Genomic DNA, 15,827 nt, shown 5'->3' on the forward strand with positions numbered 1-15,827 from the left:
TCGCACAGGACATGATGTTGAACCCGCCCAAGGGGCTGAGCCCGGATGACATCAAGGGGCTTCCCGATGCGGTGGCTCACTACCGCGCGCTCGAGGAGCAGTTCTGCCGGCCGCCCCCCGGCGCCTCGGTGAACCGCGGAGAGGAGCTCGTCAAGCTGTTCATCAAGCGGAACACCGAGGGCACGTCGCAGGCGAGGAGCATCACCAAGAAGTACGAGTCGCGAGCCGAGCAGCTCGCGGATGACGGCTCCTCGGTGAGCGCCAGCCAGATTGCGCTCGCTGTCGCCATCGCCGTCGCCATCCTCGCGAAGGAAGCCGTCCCGGTTCTCCCGTAGCCCATCTCTAACTCGCGCGCGGGCGATGCAGCACGGGCCGCCCGCGCGCCTCCCCGCTGTGCCCGAGGTGAAGCGTGACGCAGTATGAGATGCGAAAAGCGGTGGAGGGCTTCAAGTTCGGGCCACCCTTCTCCCTCCTGGATTTCCAGGTGAAGCTGCAGCACGACGACGGAACCCACCTCTACGTCAGCGTGAGCGCAGCCTTCGCTGAGCGGGAGTCCGGGGACCTGAGGCGCGCTCGTTTCACGAAGCGCCTGGCGTACGTTGGCCTGGACCGCCCGGCGCTGCTGGCCTCGCTGCGGGAGGTGCTGCGGAGCTTCGTCCTGCATGAGCTGGACGAGTCCATCCTCGTTGACGGCGTGAGGGTGTTCGACCCCCACGCTCCGGGCGCGCCTGCCGCCGACATCGTAGCCCTCCAGTTCCAGCTCGAGCTGCTGGCCACGCGTTCTCCTTCCGAAAACTCCGAGGTGCACCGTGACGACGCAGCGTGAAACGAAGTTGCAGCACGACCAGTGGTACGACGAGGCCATCTCTGCTGGCGACAAGCTGGCAGACGCCGGCGTGCCCGAGCTGAAGGCTGTCAATTCCAAGCGACTGGTTGCGTCCCTCAAGAACCTGCGCGCCGAGGCGGCGAAGGTGCCGGGGCTGGAGGCGGACAACGCGGCGCTGGTGGATACGCTGCGAAAGGCGGCGGACGATGTTGACCGCCTTTCGGGCTACACGAAGCGAGCGGCGGCCGTCGCAGGTCGGATTCGCTCTGCCATCATCGCCCAGCCCCCGCCCTCCCCGGCGCAGGGGGACGAGACGTTGACCCAGCGCCTGCGCGACCTCAAGGCCGGAGAGCCGCCCATCGCGTTCAGCTTCACGCGAGAGACCACTCCCACCCCGCCGGCGCTGCTGGTGGCGGAGCGACTCGCGGATGTGGCACGGCGCATCGCGTCCGGCGCGCACAACTGGATGGTCTACGACGACCTGGATGCGGCCCTCGCCGCCTACGACGCTGCTCGGGCCGCGTCGGTCCCGCCCGCGCTGGTGGAGGCGGTGGAGTCCGTCCTCGACTGCCCCTACCACCTGGACTCCGCCACGGTGCCCTCGGCTGGCGTGGAGTCCGCGCCTGGGCAGGTAGTGGGCGTGATGTCCATGGGACTCCTCAAGTACCGCGCGCTCCGTGCCGCCTACGACGCCGCGACGCGGAGCGCGCCGCCGAAGGAGTCCGGGCTCGCGGAGGAGAGGGGAGACTCGCTGGAGGTACTCGCCGACATCCTGGACTGCGACATGGACCGCGCTGCGCTCGTGTCAGCCGTGACATTCGCGCACGAGGACGCCGCGAAGTACCGCGCGGCGGTGGAGCGGCTCGACGACATCCAGGGCGCCTTCCGTGCCTCGCGCACCGACGATGCCGGATGGATGGTCCGCGCTGGCCGTTTCTTCGTGCTGGGCGAAGGCGCGGGGGCCATGCCCCAGTCCGGGCCGGAAGGTGACAAGAGTTCGACGGCGCGCGAGGACCCGCGCGCCGCGACTCTGGAGGACTTCCGCCGTGGCGTCGGCCAGCGCCCCTCACTCACCGGTGAGGACGTCAGGCAGTTGGCAGACGAGGGGCTCCGCCCGCACGACGCTCTTGAGCAGCGACTCCAGCGCCACCGCCAGGCCACACCCGTGCCGCAGGTGCCGGCGCTCAAGGCCGGGCCCGAGGTGGTGTGGGAGGGAGACGGGGTGCGGGTGCTGGCGGATGGGACGTGGGAGTTCGTCTCGGGCGGCACGTACCAGGGAGGTTTCAACGCCCTCACCCGCGCGCTGGCCGAGGCGAAGAGGGCACCTGCCGACGACCTCCGCTCGTACACCCAGCTCGTTGACGCCGTGCGGTCGGCGTTGGCCCAGCTGCGCGCGAACCCTGTGGGCGAGGTGGCGGACGCCATCGACACGCTGTCCGGCGCGCTGACGCGAGGTCCCCATGCGTAGGCCCGCGAGGAGGTACGCCTCGAAGACGAGCGTCCCCGTCCACAAGTCCCGCGCCCAGATTGAGGAACTCCTCGACCAGCACGGGGCCGACCCACGCCAGACGTCGGAGAGCCGCGAGCGCGGCGAGGCGGTGGTGACGTTTGGGCTGGAGAACCGCGTCGTCCGGTTCCGGATGCCGCTGCCGCAGCTCGAGCTCTTCACCACGCGCAAGGTCCGCGGGCAGACGGTGAAGGCGACGCCCGAGCAGCAGCGCACCGCCTACGAGCAGGCATGTCGCGAATCCTGGCGTGCTCTCCACGCCGCGCTGAAGGCGAAGTTCATTTCCCTTGAAGGAGGCATCGAGACGTTCGAGCAGGCGTTCCTCGCACACGTGGTGACGGCAGACGGCCGCACCGTGGGCGAGCACGTCCTCCCGGCGCTGGAGGCGTCATACCGAACGGGCAAGGTGCTGCCCCTGTTGATGCCGGGGGAGCCGAAGCCATGAGCGCGTCCACCGTCGTCACGTTGTCCGGGTGGCTCGCCATCGTCGCGGGCATCGGATTCCTCGTCTACGGCTCGGTACTCAGGGACAGGGAAGCGGAGAGGGCGGAGTTCGACCTGTGGAAGCAAGAGCGGCGCGAGCGCCTGGAGCGCATGCCGTGAGCGTCAACGACATCAACGCCCGGGCGACGTACTGCTACACGCGAGAGGGGCGCGGCGTCTACGCGGGCCCGTTCTCCATCCACCCGCCGGGGGCAGTCCTTGGGCACTCCGGCCGGAGTATGCGCGCGGAGAATAGAGGCGGCGCGTCATGGTGAGGCACACCCTCACCAAGGCGCTGGAGATGGTTCGCGCCCGCGTGGCGTCCGGCGACCCAGACCTGCACTGCGCCCTCCACTTCGTCGCGCGCTCGCGCCGGCTGTTTCCCGATCCCACCGCCGCGCTCGCTGAGAAGGCCGTTGTCCTCATGGACAAGCTCCTGGATGGCATCCGCTACGACGCCACGCCACAGGAGCTGGACAGCCCTTTCCCTGCTGGCCCCACCGAGCAGCAAATCCTTCGCTACTGCGGCTGGATGGAGGCATGCCTCACCGCACGGCGGAACATGGCACCGCCGGGGAGGGGCGGGCTGGGACTCGACACGTGGAGCGACGTGGGCGGGCTAACGCGACTCCAGGCCCTCGGACTCGTCACGTTGGCGCTCGAGCGACTGTCCCGCATGCCGGAGTTCGGGGCGGGCCCGCTCTTCCCTGGTGTGCAGGGCTGACGTGGACGGACGTACTCCTCAAGAGGTATGGCTGCCGCTGGCGTCGATGGGAGACAACCACTCCACCATCTCCTCTCTGTGGAGCAACACCATGCTGCGCGTCGCCCTCACCGCCGTTGCAACCCTCGTCGTCATGTCGTGCAGCGACTCGGCGTGTCGGTCCACCACCGCGGCACCGTCGGTCCCCCCGATGCCGGACGGCCCTCTGGCTGGGCAGGCACGGCCGCCCTGCAGGAGCACCGCTGAGCTACCCCAGCTCGAGCTGCGTGGCGCGTGCTGGGTGCAGGTGCAGGCCCCCAAGGGCGCGGCCAAGGGCATCGTGGAGCTCGAGGGGAAGTTCTACGCGCCAGCCGCCCAGGACCACGCCCCCAACGGGTAGGCGCCCCGGCGCTGCCGTTGCCGTGGCCCTCATGTACCCTCCGCGCCATGCCACACGACCGCGTCACACGCGCGCGCGAATTCCTGATGCGCCTCAAGACCTCCACCCCGCGAGAGCTGGTCGACCTGCTCGACAGCGTCGAGCCCGAGCTCCGACTGTTCTTCGAGGACCACACGAGCGACCTGCTTGAGGACGTAGCCCCCCTCCTCCCCGAGGAGTCCCGCGAGGCTGTGCTCGACGAAGTGCTTTCGCTGATGGTGCTGGGGTACCTGGTGCGCGCAAACGAGGAGGATGCTCCGCCGCGCCCACCCTCCGTGCTCGCGTAGTCGCCCAGGTAACAAACGGAGCGGAGCCCGTCATGTAGGCATGTCCCCACGACGCTGCCCCCTCTGCGGCACGCTCCTGTCCCCGTACGCCGGTGACCACCAGCACCAGGTCCGCGGGCTCCTCCACTGCCCAACGTCCGCCATGCACCCCTCCGGAGTCCTCGACCCCGGGCCCTGCGTCTACAGGCCCGGACGCAACGGCCGCCTCGTCCCTGTCTCTCTCGCGGCCCGGCCGGAGGCCCGTGCCCGCGTGGACGCAATGCTCAACACCGAAAAGTGACGAGAACCGCGAGGGATGGGCACGGCGTTGGCATCCCTATGGGCATGGACACCGCCAAGCCCATCCCTCAGTTCCGTTGCCCACGCTGTGGGCGACTGCTCGAGCCTGTCCGGTGGAGCCGGAACCTGCTCACGTGCAACAACCGGCGGCACACCGAGGGCGACCAAGTTTACCGACCCTCCGGAGGGGGGCGCCTCGCCCCCTTCTCGCGCGCCGCAGACCCCACCACGCGAGAGGCATAGCGCCATACCTCGCAAGGGGTATGGACTGCACAGGCATCGCCGGGTGACAACCACCCCTCACCACGGGCTATCCCGCGAACGCGCGACACCTATTGATGTGCGCACCAGGTACAACCAAAGTGACTCCATCAATGTCGCGCAGGCCGCACCACTCAGCAGGTGGCCAATGACAAATTACGAAGCGGCAGAGCAGGCCGAGGCCAGGGCACGAGAAGTAGAGGACTGGCATGACCAGCAGGAGGCGCGCCGGACCCTTGAGGCGCTGGCCATGACGTGGACCGTGCCCGGCAGCCCAGCTGCCGACATGCTCGGGCTTGGGAGCATGACCCGCCTCCTTGCACTCAAGCCAGGTGAGGATGATGGACGTCGGCGAGGCGTCCTCACCTTGCGAGAGGACACGGCCGTGCTGGTCGCCGAGGACGGAACCGCTTTCGGGCCGACCGACGTGGCCGCGCTCGGCCGGTACTACCAGCACCCGCGCTATGCCGCTGCGGTGCGCGCTGGATACGTGTTCGACAGTGAGTCCGCACGATGAGACTCAACACCGCACGGGCAGTCTTCGTCGAGACGGACGGGAGCCGCGACGTGGTGACGGTGGAGGTCGAGTTGAAGCGTGGCGCCGGCTCGGTCGCGCGCCTGACGCCGGCCGGGACGGAGTGGCAACTCCGCTTCCTCGACCTGGACAGGGCTGGGCTCAGCCGGGCGGGGAATGGGAGCGCAACTGCCGTGGTCACCACTCCCGGGCTGTACGCAGCTCACTCCCAGCACAACTCTGTCAAGCGCGCCTGGACTTACTTCGAGGTGGTCGCTCGTGACGGCGGCCTCTCCATCGACATCCTCGGCACTGACGTTGAAGGCACCGCGCCTGCGACGCGGCGAGCACTCGACGAGCGCCATGGAATTGCCGCCGCCCGGGTCAGCGACCGCGAGCGCCGCGAGGTAGAGGAGTCCGTCCTTGCCGACGAGCTTGAGCGCGATGGGCGAGTGATGCTCGCCGTCAAAGGGCTCACCGTCGAAATCACCCGCCTCCGAGCTCCCTCGTTGCGCGGGAGCGAGAAGCAGGTGAGGTGGGCGCGGAGGGTTCGCATCACGGCCCTGCGGGGCTATCTACTCCCCATGCTCGCCCGTCTCGCACAACTCATCAGGACGAAACCGACGTTGGCGGCTCAGGCGGTCGAGAACATCGAGATGCTCGGCGCGCTCGTGCAGGACATCCTGACCCGCCACGCCCAGGCGGACTACTGGATTGACCGGCGGACGACCCGCGGAGAAGAGACAGGCGACGGGACGTTCAGCTCACCAATCGGTGCCCCGAGCGCGGAGAAGGTCGCCGCCCTCGCGCTCGCCGATGATGAACGGCCGCGTGCCGAACTCGACATCGAGCCTGCACCCTGAACCCGTCGGATACCCTCGCGCGAGACACCCGGGACGCCAGACGGTTGGAGCAGCACATCCGCTGAATCGCCTTACGCCTGGATGGGACGTCCGACAGGAAAGTGATGACTATGGCAGAGCAATCTCTCGTTCCGCTGTCCGCCCTCGTCGCGAAGGCCAGGGCCGGGTACGCCCGCTTCGGCATTCACGCTGGGGCCTCATTCCAAGCTGCCGCGGGCCAGCTTGCCGTTGGCACCTGGGGCGCGCTCGTGAGGGAGGTGCCGGAGCTGGTGAACATCTCGGGGCTGGCCATCGCCGGAGGCAAGAGCCCACCTACCCTCCACCGCCTGCGGACTGCGGCGGCGCGGCACGTCGCCGAGACGGACCTGCACTCGCTCCCCTCCGAGCCGCCCCAACTACTGCGTTGCCCGTGGCTCGTGGAGGCGTCCCGGCCCGACGCAGGTGACGCCCTCTTCGGCGACACCTTCTCCCTCGGGGGTTACACCGTCGACCGCGTCACGTACCTCGTAGGGCTCACACTGGACGGGGGAGCCGTCGTGGCGCCGTGGCACCCCACGTGGACGGGCGGGGACATCGCCGAGGGCACGCTGCAGGCGATGAGCCCCCTCATCCCCCCCGATGGACATGCGGCGCATCAGGTCTGGGCGCGGGCTGCGGCGCGATTCGCCGTCGTGTACAGCCTGCTCGCCGAGGCCGAGGGCTCGCCCCTGCGCCTTCAGGCTGCGCGGGCGAGAGACAACCCGCAAGGGCTCGCCATCACCGACGTGTATCTCGATGGCGCCGTCGGCACGGGACAGTCGGACGCCGCCCCCGTGCCCAATGCCATCCCCGGCCTCGTGCCAGAGGTCCGGGCGGTGAAGGGGCACCTCCGCCGCCAGCGCCACGGCCCGGAGCTCTCGCTCGTGAAGTGGATTTACGTCGCCCAGCACGGCGCGTGGCGCTGGGTGCGTCCCCTGTAGCCGCGGAGGGAGCCAGTGAGGCGCCACCGCCTCACACAGGCAAGGGCTCCTGCGGCGTGCCCTTGCGCCGCGTCTTCTGCTCGGGCAGCGGGCCCATCACATCCTCGACAGCGACGCCGCTCTCGTCGAGCCGCGCAACGAAGTCGGCGAAGCGCTCGCTCACGAGGATGTACATCGGCATCGCATCAAACCGGACCACGTCGAGCGTCGGCACAGTCCCCGCGTCGAGCCACCACGGGTTGGGCGTGCCGTACTCGGCCTGACCGCACGTGACGCACGGCTCTCCGTGGTACACGCGCTGGCACCCGGCGCCCAGCACGCCCTGGCGAGCGAGAGCCAGCTCGTAGAGCGGCCCACGCTTGTTCCCCGTGATGCGGCTCTCCACGGGTGCGAGGCCCGTCAGGCCCGCCGCCGTCATCTGCTCAAGCACGTCACCGTGGACCAGCAGCGTCCATGCGTCCTGCAGGACGAAGGGCGGCAGACTGCCGGTGGCCTTCCCCACAAGGGGGCCCAGGCCCACGCCGGGCTGAATCACCGCGCCCTCCGGCAGATACGGCATCGCCCCATCACGGAGCCGCACGTACTCGTCCCAGGGCACCTGCCGCTCCTTTCGGTACGCCTTCTCGCCAAGGTGGGCCGACAGGTTCACCGCGGCGAGGTCCAACCCCAGGTCCGCGTACTCGGTATCGCACGTCGGGCAGACCGCGTCGGGCAGGCGCCATTGCCGCTTCGCCCCATAGCTCCCTCGGTACTTCGAGCCCGTGGCGGACGTCTTCAGCCGATAGAAACGCATCAATTTCCTCCGTCTCCCGCGAGACTCCGGTCACCGATCTTCTGCCAGTACGACATGGGCATCCCCACCGTACCCGTCCTTATGGATTCACCTGTGATGCGCCACGTCGATGGCGAGTGCGAACTCATGAATGTTGATGCCGCGGGCGCGAGCAAGCAGTCGATGCGCTCATGCCGAGGCTGGTGACCTACGAGCAGCCCTGGTCGAGCATCACGGCGACACGTCGATGCCTGCGGAATGCGCGCCCACTCCTCGGCGAGGCGTGCCCGTGATGTCAACGGCGACAATCTCCGACTCGTCCAGCTCTTTCGCCAGTCGCTCGACGACGCGCTCACTCACCGCCACCACGGTCGGACAGACCCTCGCGAAATCGGTGGAGGGCACGTCGTCCAGACGCAGCTCGTTGAGGGGGGGGAGCGTGGAGCCCACGCGGCCGCAAGTCCTGCAAGGCGTGTCGTCTTCACCTCCGCGAATACTCCCTCCAGGCCGAACCTCCAGTTCCAACAGTTCGGCCGCTCCGGGTCGTGCCTTGAACCGCGTCGGGACCGGGATGGCCCCCGTGAGTCCCTCAAGCCGAGCAGCAACGGACAGCTGAACAAGGATGATCCACGGCATGTGGATGGACACAGGGGGGAACTTCCCGCTGGCCTTCCCCGTCAGAGCTCCGAAACCCGTCCCCGGCTCAACGACCGCGCCCTGCGGCACCAGCGGCAACACACGCTCCCGCAGACCTACGAACTCATCCCAGGGCACGCACCGAGCCCGCTCGAAGTCGCGCTTGCCCGGCAACGAGGAGAGGTCGACGGTCGGATAGTCGTGACCGACACCACTCCATGCATCCTTACAGGTCGGGCACTCGACTCCAGGCAACACCCACTGCCGACCGACGTGGTAGCCCCCAGACCACTTCGACCGCTCCACATCGCGTCGCTCCGTCAGCGTGTAGTAGCGCATTCACTCTCCTGCAGCCGCAGCCAGCGAAAGCCGCTGCCAGTACGTCATCGGGACGCCGATGAGACCATAGCGCTCGACCATTGTTCCCCCATAACGGAAGTGCTCCGCGCGGGATGGAGGGCCCCGGTGCCCCTGAATCCACAGGCGCCAATCCCGATTCCAGGGGCCACCATGCTTACCCGCATGCACCCGGCGATGCACCTCCACGTCGACGAGCAACGTGTACTGGTGAATGTCGATGCCGACGCCTTGGAAGTAATCCGCGAAGGCGCGCGGGAAGATGTGGTGGCGCTCCTTCGCTCGACGCTTCCAATCCGCGATGGCCTTCTTCGCCGCCTTGACGCTCGGAAGGTCATCAGCTCGGTACCACGGGATGATGAACACCGCCTCGCGCCCCGGTAGGGGCACAGCTCCACCCCAGTAGCGCTGAATGCGCGCTGTCGCTGCGTCTGCGCCCCGGGCAGGTGCTGGGCGGAAGGCATATGGCGGAGACGCAAGGTCCTCACATCGGAAGAGGCCGCACTCGTCATCGCTGCAGGAAGGGGCATAGCACCCCTCATCGCCATCGCCCGCGGACTGGGCGCAGTCCTCCGCGGAGTCATCTTGCAGCGTTGCCGTGAAGTCCGACGCGACAGCGTGCTCGCTGCTCGCGCACCCAGCCAACAGCAGCACCGCCAACCATCCAATCACTCGCATGACCACCCCCGGCGCCAGCTTCAGCCACGAGGTGCTCATCCAGCAAGGACGCCGCGGGTCGCGGGCCCGGCACGCCTCGTGCTCATGGCCCGCGTGACTGCGCGGCCGGAAACTTCTCCCCGGGGCCGCGCCGAAGGACTGCGCCAATGCCCGCCCACCTCGTACGACTGACGCTCCCCATTCTGCTCACGGCCCTCACCCTCAGCGCCTGTGGACCCACGGAGGCGGAGCCCGATGGGCGTCCGCGCCCATCCGCCCCTAGAGACGGGGGGACTCCTGTGCCGGACGCGGGCAACCCCTCCGAGGGGGACGCGGGCAGCAACGGGCGCGCGGACGCTGGCAGCCCGTCACGCGACGGCGGCACGCCTCCAGCCTCCTGCACGCCGAGTTGCACCGGCCAGGAGTGCGGAGACAACGGCTGCGGCGGGAGCTGTGGCACCTGCAGCTCGGGCGAGAGTTGCACGGACGGCCGCTGCGCATGCGTCCCGCGCTGTGACGGCCGGCAGTGCGGCCCGGACGGCTGCGGGGGCACGTGCGGCACCTGCGGCTCCGGCTCCACCTGCTCGGCGTCTGGCGCCTGCGTCTGCGTGCCCCAGTGCCAGGGCAAGTCCTGCGGGCCTGACGGCTGCGGTGGGAGCTGCGGCGCGTGTCCCTCCAACTCCACCTGCACCGCCTCCGGCGAGGTGTGCGGGTGCGCCGCCGGCTACGTGCCGGACGCCGCCAGCGAGGCCTGCGTGCGCATCGGCGGCCCGTGCCAGGGCGTCAGCGAGTATGGCCACTGCGCGGGGGACTCGTGGGTGCGCTGCGACGCGCAGGCGGGCGTCGTCGTCGTCCCGTGCGGCGCCGGACGGTGCAAGACGGTCGACGCACAAGGCACCGGGGCATGCATGTGCGGCAGCATCGGCTCCGACGGCATCTGTCTGGCGCCGGATTTGACTCGCACCACTCGGCCCACCACCCACTTCGTCTGCGCCAGCAGCCTGGGAATCCTCATGGCCGAGAACTGCGCGGCGAGCACTGGCTCCCCTAGAGGGCTGTGCTCTTCCTTCGTGACGTCCTCGGGGTACATGACGTCCTGCTTCTGCGACGACTGCATTCAGGGCATCGGCGGCACGTGCCGCCCGCTGTGCGGGGGGCGCGACGTCTGCAAGTACCGGTCAGAGGGGAACGTCCACACCTGCGGCTTTTGACGCGCCTTTCACCCGGACCTGGCCGCGGTGCTGCCCCATGGGCTGTGCCGAGTGGCTGTGCGTCCTCCTTCCTGTCTCTCACCTCAGCCGGAGTCCACCATGGAGCCCCTTCGCACACGCACCACGCCTCTTCTCCCTCTCCTACGAGAGCCAGCTGACGGGCTTTCACCCGAGACGAAGTCCACTCCCCGCGCCACGCGCCTCGACAACTTCATCGAGGCCTTCCCCGCGCGAGCGTCCTCCACCAGCGCGCTCGTGCCTTCTGACGCGGCGCTGTCGACGGCGGGCGAGCTCAAGCCCAGTGCGGCCGACACCGCGAAGGCACCAACGGAGGGCGCGCCGAAGGAGAAGGGGTTCTTCGCCCGAGTCGGCGCGGCCATCGGCGGCGCCATCAACCGGGCCGCCGACGCGGTGGGCGGGCTGGTGACGGGGGCAGTCGAGGCCACCGTCGGCACGCTGCGCAACACCGTCGAGTCCGCAGGCACCGTCCTCCGCGGTCTGGGCAACATCTTCACGGGGCGCTTCCGCGAGGGCTTCACCCAGCTTGGGCTGGGCCTCGTGAAGGGTCTCCAGACGCCGCTGGACGCCACCCTCATCCTCGGCGGGCGCGCCATCAGCGCGGTGCAGACGCTGCTCGGCCTCGAGCCGGTCCGCCGAAGCCTCACGGACGGCGAAGTCTCCGCGCTCCGCACCGTGTACGGAGACTCCATCGACTACTCGCGCATCAGCATCAAGGAGGGCAGCGCGGGACTCTTCTCCCTTTCCGGCCGGGCGTTCACCCACGGGGACACCATCTACATCCCGGCGAAGCACCTGCCCCTGCAGCTCGACTTGCTGGTCCACGAGGTGGGGCACGTCTGGCAGCACCAGAATGGGGGCACCGACTACATGAGCGAGGCCCTCGTCGCGCAGTTCGTCGGCGACGGGTACAACGTCCTCAAGGCACTGCGGGAGGGCAAGGCATGGGAGGACATGAATCCGGAGCAGCAGGCGGAGCTGCTCGAGCTGGGCTTCAAGTCGGGGCACCTGGAGGACGCGTCCATCCCCTTCATCCTGGAGGGAGAGGACTACACCGCGCAGCTCGGCGCGGCGCTGCGCGAGGTCCGCGCGGGCCGGGGGGCGCCGTAGCCATGGCCCTCCGACGCCTCCCCTTCCTCGCCGCACTGCTCGTTGCGGCCCTCACCGGTGCCTGCGAGCCGCCCCTCCACGTACAGCTCGCCTCCGCAGAGGAGTCCCTCCCCTCACCCGCCTTCGTCATCCGCGAGCCCTCCCGCCCCGAGGGCCCACGGTACGACTTGGTTCGCGTCAGCCTCCTGGACGGGACGCCGGTGTGGGCCATCCGCGCCCGCGGCTCCCTGGGAGGGCCAGGGCCTGCACGCCTCGTGTACGGGGTGGTGCCCGACGGATTCGAGGAGGTGCAGCCCGCCACTCCGCTGGAGGTGGGCCACACCTACGCCGTTTCCGTGTCGGGCGAGGGGCGCGGAGGGCTCCACGTCCGCGTCCAGCAGGACGGGAGCCTCACGGCAGCGCCGTAATCCGCCCTCGCGCGAACGTCTTCGGGCATCCGGAAATTCATGCAGTGCGGCAAGTCACCGAGGATTGTAGCCAGCCCGACCATCCAATGAACGTGGGTATCCATCCAGTACAGTCACTATCCGCAGATGACAAGCAGTGGGGTAACGACCGTACAGAAGATCGTTACCGGATCGACGCTCACTGGCGGGGTGCTTCTCACCACCCTCGTAGTGATGGGGTAGTTCACACCAACCGTCAGCAAGGGCAGAGTTACCTCGGTATCAAAGACGACGGTTTCACCAGGGGAAACTAGGTTCGTGGCACAGCTGACGGTGTTTTCGGAAATGGAGCATCTCGGGGACGTATTCACTGGAGTCCATCCGCGCGGCAAATCAACCGCCACGTCAAAACTGGCCGCCAGGGGGGCATCAAGATTCAACAAGACATGGTTTCTCACCAAAATAACCATCCCAACGCGGTTCGGTATGACTTTGGCTCCAACTCCAATATCGACACCAGAGCTCTGCGCCACTGCCGGAGCAGACAGGAAGAACAGGCTCAACACATACGCCACACCAAGGTGACGACAAGCAAGTATTTTCATATTTCCCAACGTTGCCACTACGAGATTTTTTGACACGACAGGCGTTCTTCGCCAATCATAGCAACCGTCTCTCACGCCTCAAGTCGCACGACGCCCCGGCAAAGAATAATCAACAGATCATAGCCTTCCAGGGTAGTTTACCAGCACTTCGCTGACACCTGGGGGATGCCAATATCTAGGTAGAGATCAGGGGTGGGACTGCATTGAGGGGGCGCAGCCCGCAGCACCGCTTGGGGCAGGTCGGGACGACAATGTCGCCGTGTCGGGCGAGGGACAGGGAGGACTCCGCGCCCGCAGTCAGGGAGACGGGAGTCTCACGACGGCGCCGTAGTCGAGACGCAGCTCAGACCGCGCGGCGGGCCAGGGTTTCTCCCCGCGCGGCGTCCAGGCGCACTGCGGCCGCTTCGCAGTACCGCTCCTCAAGTTCGACGCCCACTGCCCGGCGGCCGAGCTGCTGCGCGGCCAGCAGCGTGGCGCCGCTCCCCGCGAACGGGTCCAGAACCAAGCCGCCCTCAGGGCAGCCCCGCGCCACGAGGAAGGCCATCAGCTCAACGGGCTTCTCGGTGGGGTGCGTGCGCTTCTTCGGTGCGACGGGAGGGAAGCCGGGCAACACCGCGCCGTGGCGCTTCCCCAACAGCGGGCGGCGCTTCGACCCGGCGCTGTGGAGCACCACCTCGTAGTCCGGGGCGAAGGAGCCCTCGCAGTCCCCGGTGCCTCCGCGATTCTTCCACCAGATGAGGGCGCCCTTCATTCCCATGTGCGGCGCCATGGCGTCGTGGAAGTCGGGCCACGAAGCCCAATGGCAGAAGACGAAGGCGTGGGACTCCTCGGCCAGCACGCTGCTCGCGGCGGTGAGCGCCTGGCGGAACCCCCTCATCCCCCTGGCGCGCGCCGTCGGCGCGAATCGGAGCGGCCCCTTTTGACTTCGAGGCCCAGACCATCCCATAGGGCGGGTCCGTGAGCAGCAAGTCCGCAGATCGGGACGGGAGGTCCAGCAGGTCGCGGCAGCCGACGTGGTACAGCGTGACGGTGTTGTTCTCGTAGTAGGGCTTCACGTGCAGAGGCTCGTTGCGCTTGGGGGAAGGACTGCGACTTCAAGCGCACTGCACATGCGATGCCGCCTGCCTGATGCCCTCGTGACCCACTGCACATTAATGTGGTCCGTCGCATACCCTCGCACGCATCAAGGAGGGAGCATGGAATCCATTCGTTGGCACCCAATTCGGCAAGAGTACATCGCCCCGCGGAACAACCACGAGCCGCTCATCACGCGAATCGAGGCTGAGCGCCACAACGAGGCTCTTTTCGCGGCCCTCGTGACAGGGGGAATGCTGCTGAAGCTCGTCACCCCAGGGGGCGCGCAGCTCACATTCATTCCTGGCGACCACAAGGCGTTGGCTCCGACGCTGGTCGCAGGCCCAGAGAAAGTGCTCCCCAAGCTGTCTGGATTTGAGGAGAAGACGAACGAAGAGACGGTGGCTTCAGCCCTTGCCATGCTGAAGCGATGAGACCACAGGCAAGGGACCGCTCTTCGACCCTTGCCTGTGATTCACAGCCCGAACGTCCAGCGGGCGCCAACGCCAGCCATCCGCTCGCGCTCGTTCGCCTCCGCGAATCCGAAGAGTCCAAGGTCCGGACGGAGCCGGGCCCCTGCCTCGAGTCGCGCGTACCAGCCGGAGAGGCTGGACGTGCCGGCCTGGGCTTCGAGGTAGCCGGTGCGCACGGGCACGTCGCTGAGTACCCTGTCGAGCCCCGCGGCTACTGCGCGCCGCGGGGCGTCTGAGGGACCGCTGCCACCGCCGGGGCCAGCGCGGCCGTGCTGCCGATGGCCCCGAGTGTGGCCGTCAGCGCCGCCCCCTGCACCTTCGTCGCAGTCAACTCCGCGCCGTGCATGGCCGTCCAGGCCGCCTTCGCCTGGGCAACCTCGCGGTCGGTGGGCACGTAGCCCTTCAGGGCGAGCTGCTCGCGGAAGATGCGCAGCGCCTCGGCGACCTTGTCGTCCACCTTGTTCGCGGTGCGAAGCGCCATGTCGTTGACCGCGTAGTAGGCGAGGTTGATGACGTAGCCGACGCTGCGCAGGCGCTCCTCCGCCTTGTCCTTCCAGATGGCGCGCACGAGCGCTACCCCGCCACCGACGACGAGGCTGGCAACCAGCACCAGCACATCGGGGTTCGTGAGGATACCGAGGAGGATTCCGCCAGCGAGGCCGCCGGCCGTGGCGCCGGTGTCCGCGAGCGCGGCCGGCGCGGTGAGGACCACGGCAAGCGTGGCTAGGGAGAACAGCTTCTTCATGTGGGACTCCTTGAGCTACGAGTGGGACTGCGAGGACGAAACGGGACGCCATGCACCGCGCCAGGTGCAGCGGGCGCAGCGAAGGCGGCAGCGCGTGGCCGCCGACTGCGAGTGCCCAGCCGGCACGTCCACGTCGGGGACGTAGCGGTGACCGAGGAGCAGGCAGAGGGCGCGCCAGGCCATAGCGCTCACGAGCGGAACGGCAAGCGGCGCAGGCCCATGCGCCGCGCGCGGTAGTCGAGGCTGCCGAACACCTTCACGCACGCGTTGGCCTTGGCGGCGTCGGCCAGCGTCCGGGTGGTGCTCCCTCCTCCGGAGGCGCCAACCACGACGCCTCCGCCGACGTGCACCATGACGTGCTCCGCGTCGAGCGGTGCGCCCTTGCGGTGGTACAGCACCAGGTCGCCGGGCAGCAGTTCCTCCTCCTTCGGCACGGCGAGGCACTGCGCCAGGAGCACGTCGGTGTTGTGGGAATACCGCCAGTCAGGTCCACCCACCTCGCGAAGCGCCCAGGTGACGAGTCCAGAGCAGTCGAAGGCGCGCTTGTTGGCGACGCGGTCGAGTTCGCCCTTGCCTCCCCACCGGTAGGGCGCGTGCATCTGCGAGAGGACGGCGACGACGAAGGCGTTGCGCTGGGACACGACGTGCTCCTGAGCCTGCGG

General features: G+C 68.4%; 23 protein-coding genes. 14 read left to right on the forward strand and 9 right to left on the reverse strand.

The window, feature by feature from the left end; all coding sequences use genetic code 11:
- From LXT21_RS43720 to LXT21_RS43770, 11 genes are all read left to right on the forward strand, one after another.
- Positions 1–335: hypothetical protein (locus LXT21_RS43720; protein WP_254044207.1), on the forward strand; the 335-nt coding region annotated here is incomplete at its 5' end.
- A gap of 74 nt (positions 336–409) precedes the next feature.
- Positions 410–826 carry a hypothetical protein gene (locus tag LXT21_RS43725; protein WP_254044208.1) on the forward strand — a complete coding sequence of 139 codons (417 nt, stop codon included), beginning with the start codon at positions 410–412 and terminating at the stop codon, positions 824–826.
- Positions 810–2,294 (forward strand): hypothetical protein, encoded by a 1,485-nt coding sequence (locus LXT21_RS43730; protein ID WP_254044209.1) that lies wholly within the window; start codon positions 810–812, stop codon positions 2,292–2,294. The genes LXT21_RS43725 and LXT21_RS43730 overlap by 17 nt, the downstream gene beginning before the upstream one ends.
- Complete coding sequence (locus LXT21_RS43735; RefSeq protein WP_254044210.1) at positions 2,287–2,778, forward strand: hypothetical protein; 492 nt, start codon at positions 2,287–2,289, stop codon at positions 2,776–2,778. Before LXT21_RS43730 ends, LXT21_RS43735 begins: the two co-directional genes overlap by 8 nt.
- Complete coding sequence (locus LXT21_RS43740) at positions 2,775–2,936, forward strand: hypothetical protein (RefSeq protein ID WP_254044211.1); 162 nt, start codon at positions 2,775–2,777, stop codon at positions 2,934–2,936. The genes LXT21_RS43735 and LXT21_RS43740 overlap by 4 nt, the downstream gene beginning before the upstream one ends.
- Positions 2,937–3,084: 148 nt before the next feature.
- A complete protein-coding gene (locus tag LXT21_RS43745) occupies positions 3,085–3,540 on the forward strand; it encodes a hypothetical protein (protein ID WP_254044212.1) in 456 nt (151 codons plus the stop codon).
- A 1-nt stretch (position 3,541) separates the two neighbouring features.
- Positions 3,542–3,919, forward strand: a complete 378-nt coding sequence (locus tag LXT21_RS43750; RefSeq protein ID WP_254044213.1) for a hypothetical protein — start codon at positions 3,542–3,544, stop codon at positions 3,917–3,919.
- Between the two features lie 86 nt (positions 3,920–4,005).
- Positions 4,006–4,245, forward strand: a complete 240-nt coding sequence (locus LXT21_RS43755) for a hypothetical protein (RefSeq protein WP_254044214.1) — start codon at positions 4,006–4,008, stop codon at positions 4,243–4,245.
- A gap of 688 nt (positions 4,246–4,933) precedes the next feature.
- Entirely contained in the window at positions 4,934–5,302 is a 369-nt protein-coding gene (locus tag LXT21_RS43760) for a hypothetical protein (protein ID WP_254044215.1), read from the forward strand.
- Positions 5,299–6,162, forward strand: a complete 864-nt coding sequence (locus tag LXT21_RS43765) for a hypothetical protein (RefSeq protein ID WP_254044216.1) — start codon at positions 5,299–5,301, stop codon at positions 6,160–6,162. The genes LXT21_RS43760 and LXT21_RS43765 overlap by 4 nt, the downstream gene beginning before the upstream one ends.
- A 248-nt stretch (positions 6,163–6,410) precedes the next feature.
- A complete protein-coding gene (locus LXT21_RS43770; RefSeq protein ID WP_254044217.1) occupies positions 6,411–7,121 on the forward strand; it encodes a hypothetical protein in 711 nt (236 codons plus the stop codon).
- 31 nt (positions 7,122–7,152) lie between these two features.
- Here the strand turns inward: LXT21_RS43770 and sitI6 (LXT21_RS43775) are convergent, their stop codons facing one another.
- From sitI6 (LXT21_RS43775) to LXT21_RS43790, 4 genes are all read right to left on the reverse strand, one after another.
- Positions 7,153–7,914: a SitI6 family double-CXXCG motif immunity protein gene (sitI6, locus tag LXT21_RS43775; RefSeq protein ID WP_254044218.1), complete on the reverse strand. Its 762-nt coding sequence runs from the start codon at positions 7,912–7,914 to the stop codon at positions 7,153–7,155.
- 210 nt (positions 7,915–8,124) lie between these two features.
- Positions 8,125–8,868: a SitI6 family double-CXXCG motif immunity protein gene (gene sitI6 / locus LXT21_RS43780; protein WP_254044219.1), complete on the reverse strand. Its 744-nt coding sequence runs from the start codon at positions 8,866–8,868 to the stop codon at positions 8,125–8,127.
- Entirely contained in the window at positions 8,869–9,564 is a 696-nt protein-coding gene (gene sitA6, locus LXT21_RS43785) for a SitA6 family polymorphic toxin lipoprotein (protein WP_254044245.1), read from the reverse strand.
- 703 nt (positions 9,565–10,267) lie between these two features.
- Positions 10,268–10,660 carry a hypothetical protein gene (locus LXT21_RS43790; protein ID WP_254044220.1) on the reverse strand — a complete coding sequence of 131 codons (393 nt, stop codon included), beginning with the start codon at positions 10,658–10,660 and terminating at the stop codon, positions 10,268–10,270.
- Positions 10,661–10,853: 193 nt separating this feature from the next.
- Between LXT21_RS43790 and LXT21_RS43795 the strand changes: the two genes are divergently transcribed.
- Positions 10,854–11,882, forward strand: coding sequence for a hypothetical protein (locus tag LXT21_RS43795; protein WP_254044221.1), 1,029 nt, complete (start codon positions 10,854–10,856; stop codon positions 11,880–11,882).
- Between the two features lie 2 nt (positions 11,883–11,884).
- Positions 11,885–12,289: a hypothetical protein gene (locus LXT21_RS43800; protein ID WP_254044222.1), complete on the forward strand. Its 405-nt coding sequence runs from the start codon at positions 11,885–11,887 to the stop codon at positions 12,287–12,289.
- A 116-nt stretch (positions 12,290–12,405) separates the two neighbouring features.
- Here the strand turns inward: LXT21_RS43800 and LXT21_RS43805 are convergent, their stop codons facing one another.
- Together LXT21_RS43805 and LXT21_RS43810 are read right to left on the reverse strand one after the other, a co-directional pair.
- Complete coding sequence (locus LXT21_RS43805) at positions 12,406–12,909, reverse strand: hypothetical protein (protein ID WP_254044223.1); 504 nt, start codon at positions 12,907–12,909, stop codon at positions 12,406–12,408.
- Positions 12,910–13,216: 307 nt separating this feature from the next.
- The gene (locus LXT21_RS43810) at positions 13,217–13,750 is read right to left on the reverse strand and encodes a DNA-methyltransferase (RefSeq protein WP_254044224.1); all 534 of its coding nucleotides are present in this window, start codon (positions 13,748–13,750) and stop codon (positions 13,217–13,219) included.
- A gap of 319 nt (positions 13,751–14,069) precedes the next feature.
- Between LXT21_RS43810 and LXT21_RS43815 the strand changes: the two genes are divergently transcribed.
- Positions 14,070–14,381 carry a hypothetical protein gene (locus LXT21_RS43815; RefSeq protein ID WP_254044225.1) on the forward strand — a complete coding sequence of 104 codons (312 nt, stop codon included), beginning with the start codon at positions 14,070–14,072 and terminating at the stop codon, positions 14,379–14,381.
- Between the two features lie 41 nt (positions 14,382–14,422).
- Here LXT21_RS43815 and LXT21_RS43820 read toward each other — a convergent pair whose 3' ends face one another.
- The 3 genes from LXT21_RS43820 to LXT21_RS43830 all read right to left on the reverse strand — a co-directional run bounded on the left by LXT21_RS43820 (position 14,423) and on the right by LXT21_RS43830 (position 15,806).
- Positions 14,423–14,602 (reverse strand): hypothetical protein, encoded by a 180-nt coding sequence (locus LXT21_RS43820; protein ID WP_254044226.1) that lies wholly within the window; start codon positions 14,600–14,602, stop codon positions 14,423–14,425.
- A gap of 29 nt (positions 14,603–14,631) precedes the next feature.
- Positions 14,632–15,165 (reverse strand): hypothetical protein, encoded by a 534-nt coding sequence (locus LXT21_RS43825; protein ID WP_254044227.1) that lies wholly within the window; start codon positions 15,163–15,165, stop codon positions 14,632–14,634.
- A gap of 188 nt (positions 15,166–15,353) precedes the next feature.
- Complete coding sequence (locus tag LXT21_RS43830) at positions 15,354–15,806, reverse strand: NlpC/P60 family protein (protein WP_254044228.1); 453 nt, start codon at positions 15,804–15,806, stop codon at positions 15,354–15,356.
- Positions 15,807–15,827: the final 21 nt, after the last annotated feature.

It is taken from the genome of Myxococcus guangdongensis, from assembly GCF_024198255.1.
Classification (GTDB): Bacteria; Myxococcota; Myxococcia; order Myxococcales; family Myxococcaceae; genus Myxococcus; species Myxococcus guangdongensis.

What these genes read in the sequence shown, in the direction of transcription:
- LXT21_RS43765 (WP_254044216.1), top strand. Translation starts at nt 5,299, where the DNA reads ATGAGACTCAACACCGCACGGGCAGTCTTCGTCGAGACGGACGGGAGC.
- sitA6 (WP_254044245.1), bottom strand. Translation starts at nt 9,564, where the DNA reads ATGCGAGTGATTGGATGGTTGGCGGTGCTGCTGTTGGCTGGGTGCGCG.
- LXT21_RS43815 (WP_254044225.1), top strand. Translation starts at nt 14,070, where the DNA reads ATGGAATCCATTCGTTGGCACCCAATTCGGCAAGAGTACATCGCCCCG.
- LXT21_RS43795 (WP_254044221.1), top strand. Translation starts at nt 10,854, where the DNA reads ATGGAGCCCCTTCGCACACGCACCACGCCTCTTCTCCCTCTCCTACGA.
- LXT21_RS43790 (WP_254044220.1), bottom strand. Translation starts at nt 10,660, where the DNA reads ATGCAGTCGTCGCAGAAGCAGGACGTCATGTACCCCGAGGACGTCACG.
- LXT21_RS43735 (WP_254044210.1), top strand. Translation starts at nt 2,287, where the DNA reads ATGCGTAGGCCCGCGAGGAGGTACGCCTCGAAGACGAGCGTCCCCGTC.
- LXT21_RS43740 (WP_254044211.1), top strand. Translation starts at nt 2,775, where the DNA reads ATGAGCGCGTCCACCGTCGTCACGTTGTCCGGGTGGCTCGCCATCGTC.
- LXT21_RS43825 (WP_254044227.1), bottom strand. Translation starts at nt 15,165, where the DNA reads ATGAAGAAGCTGTTCTCCCTAGCCACGCTTGCCGTGGTCCTCACCGCG.
- sitI6 (WP_254044218.1), bottom strand. Translation starts at nt 7,914, where the DNA reads ATGCGTTTCTATCGGCTGAAGACGTCCGCCACGGGCTCGAAGTACCGA.
- LXT21_RS43800 (WP_254044222.1), top strand. Translation starts at nt 11,885, where the DNA reads ATGGCCCTCCGACGCCTCCCCTTCCTCGCCGCACTGCTCGTTGCGGCC.
- LXT21_RS43745 (WP_254044212.1), top strand. Translation starts at nt 3,085, where the DNA reads ATGGTGAGGCACACCCTCACCAAGGCGCTGGAGATGGTTCGCGCCCGC.
- LXT21_RS43760 (WP_254044215.1), top strand. Translation starts at nt 4,934, where the DNA reads ATGACAAATTACGAAGCGGCAGAGCAGGCCGAGGCCAGGGCACGAGAA.
- sitI6 (WP_254044219.1), bottom strand. Translation starts at nt 8,868, where the DNA reads ATGCGCTACTACACGCTGACGGAGCGACGCGATGTGGAGCGGTCGAAG.
- LXT21_RS43810 (WP_254044224.1), bottom strand. Translation starts at nt 13,750, where the DNA reads ATGAGGGGGTTCCGCCAGGCGCTCACCGCCGCGAGCAGCGTGCTGGCC.
- LXT21_RS43755 (WP_254044214.1), top strand. Translation starts at nt 4,006, where the DNA reads ATGCGCCTCAAGACCTCCACCCCGCGAGAGCTGGTCGACCTGCTCGAC.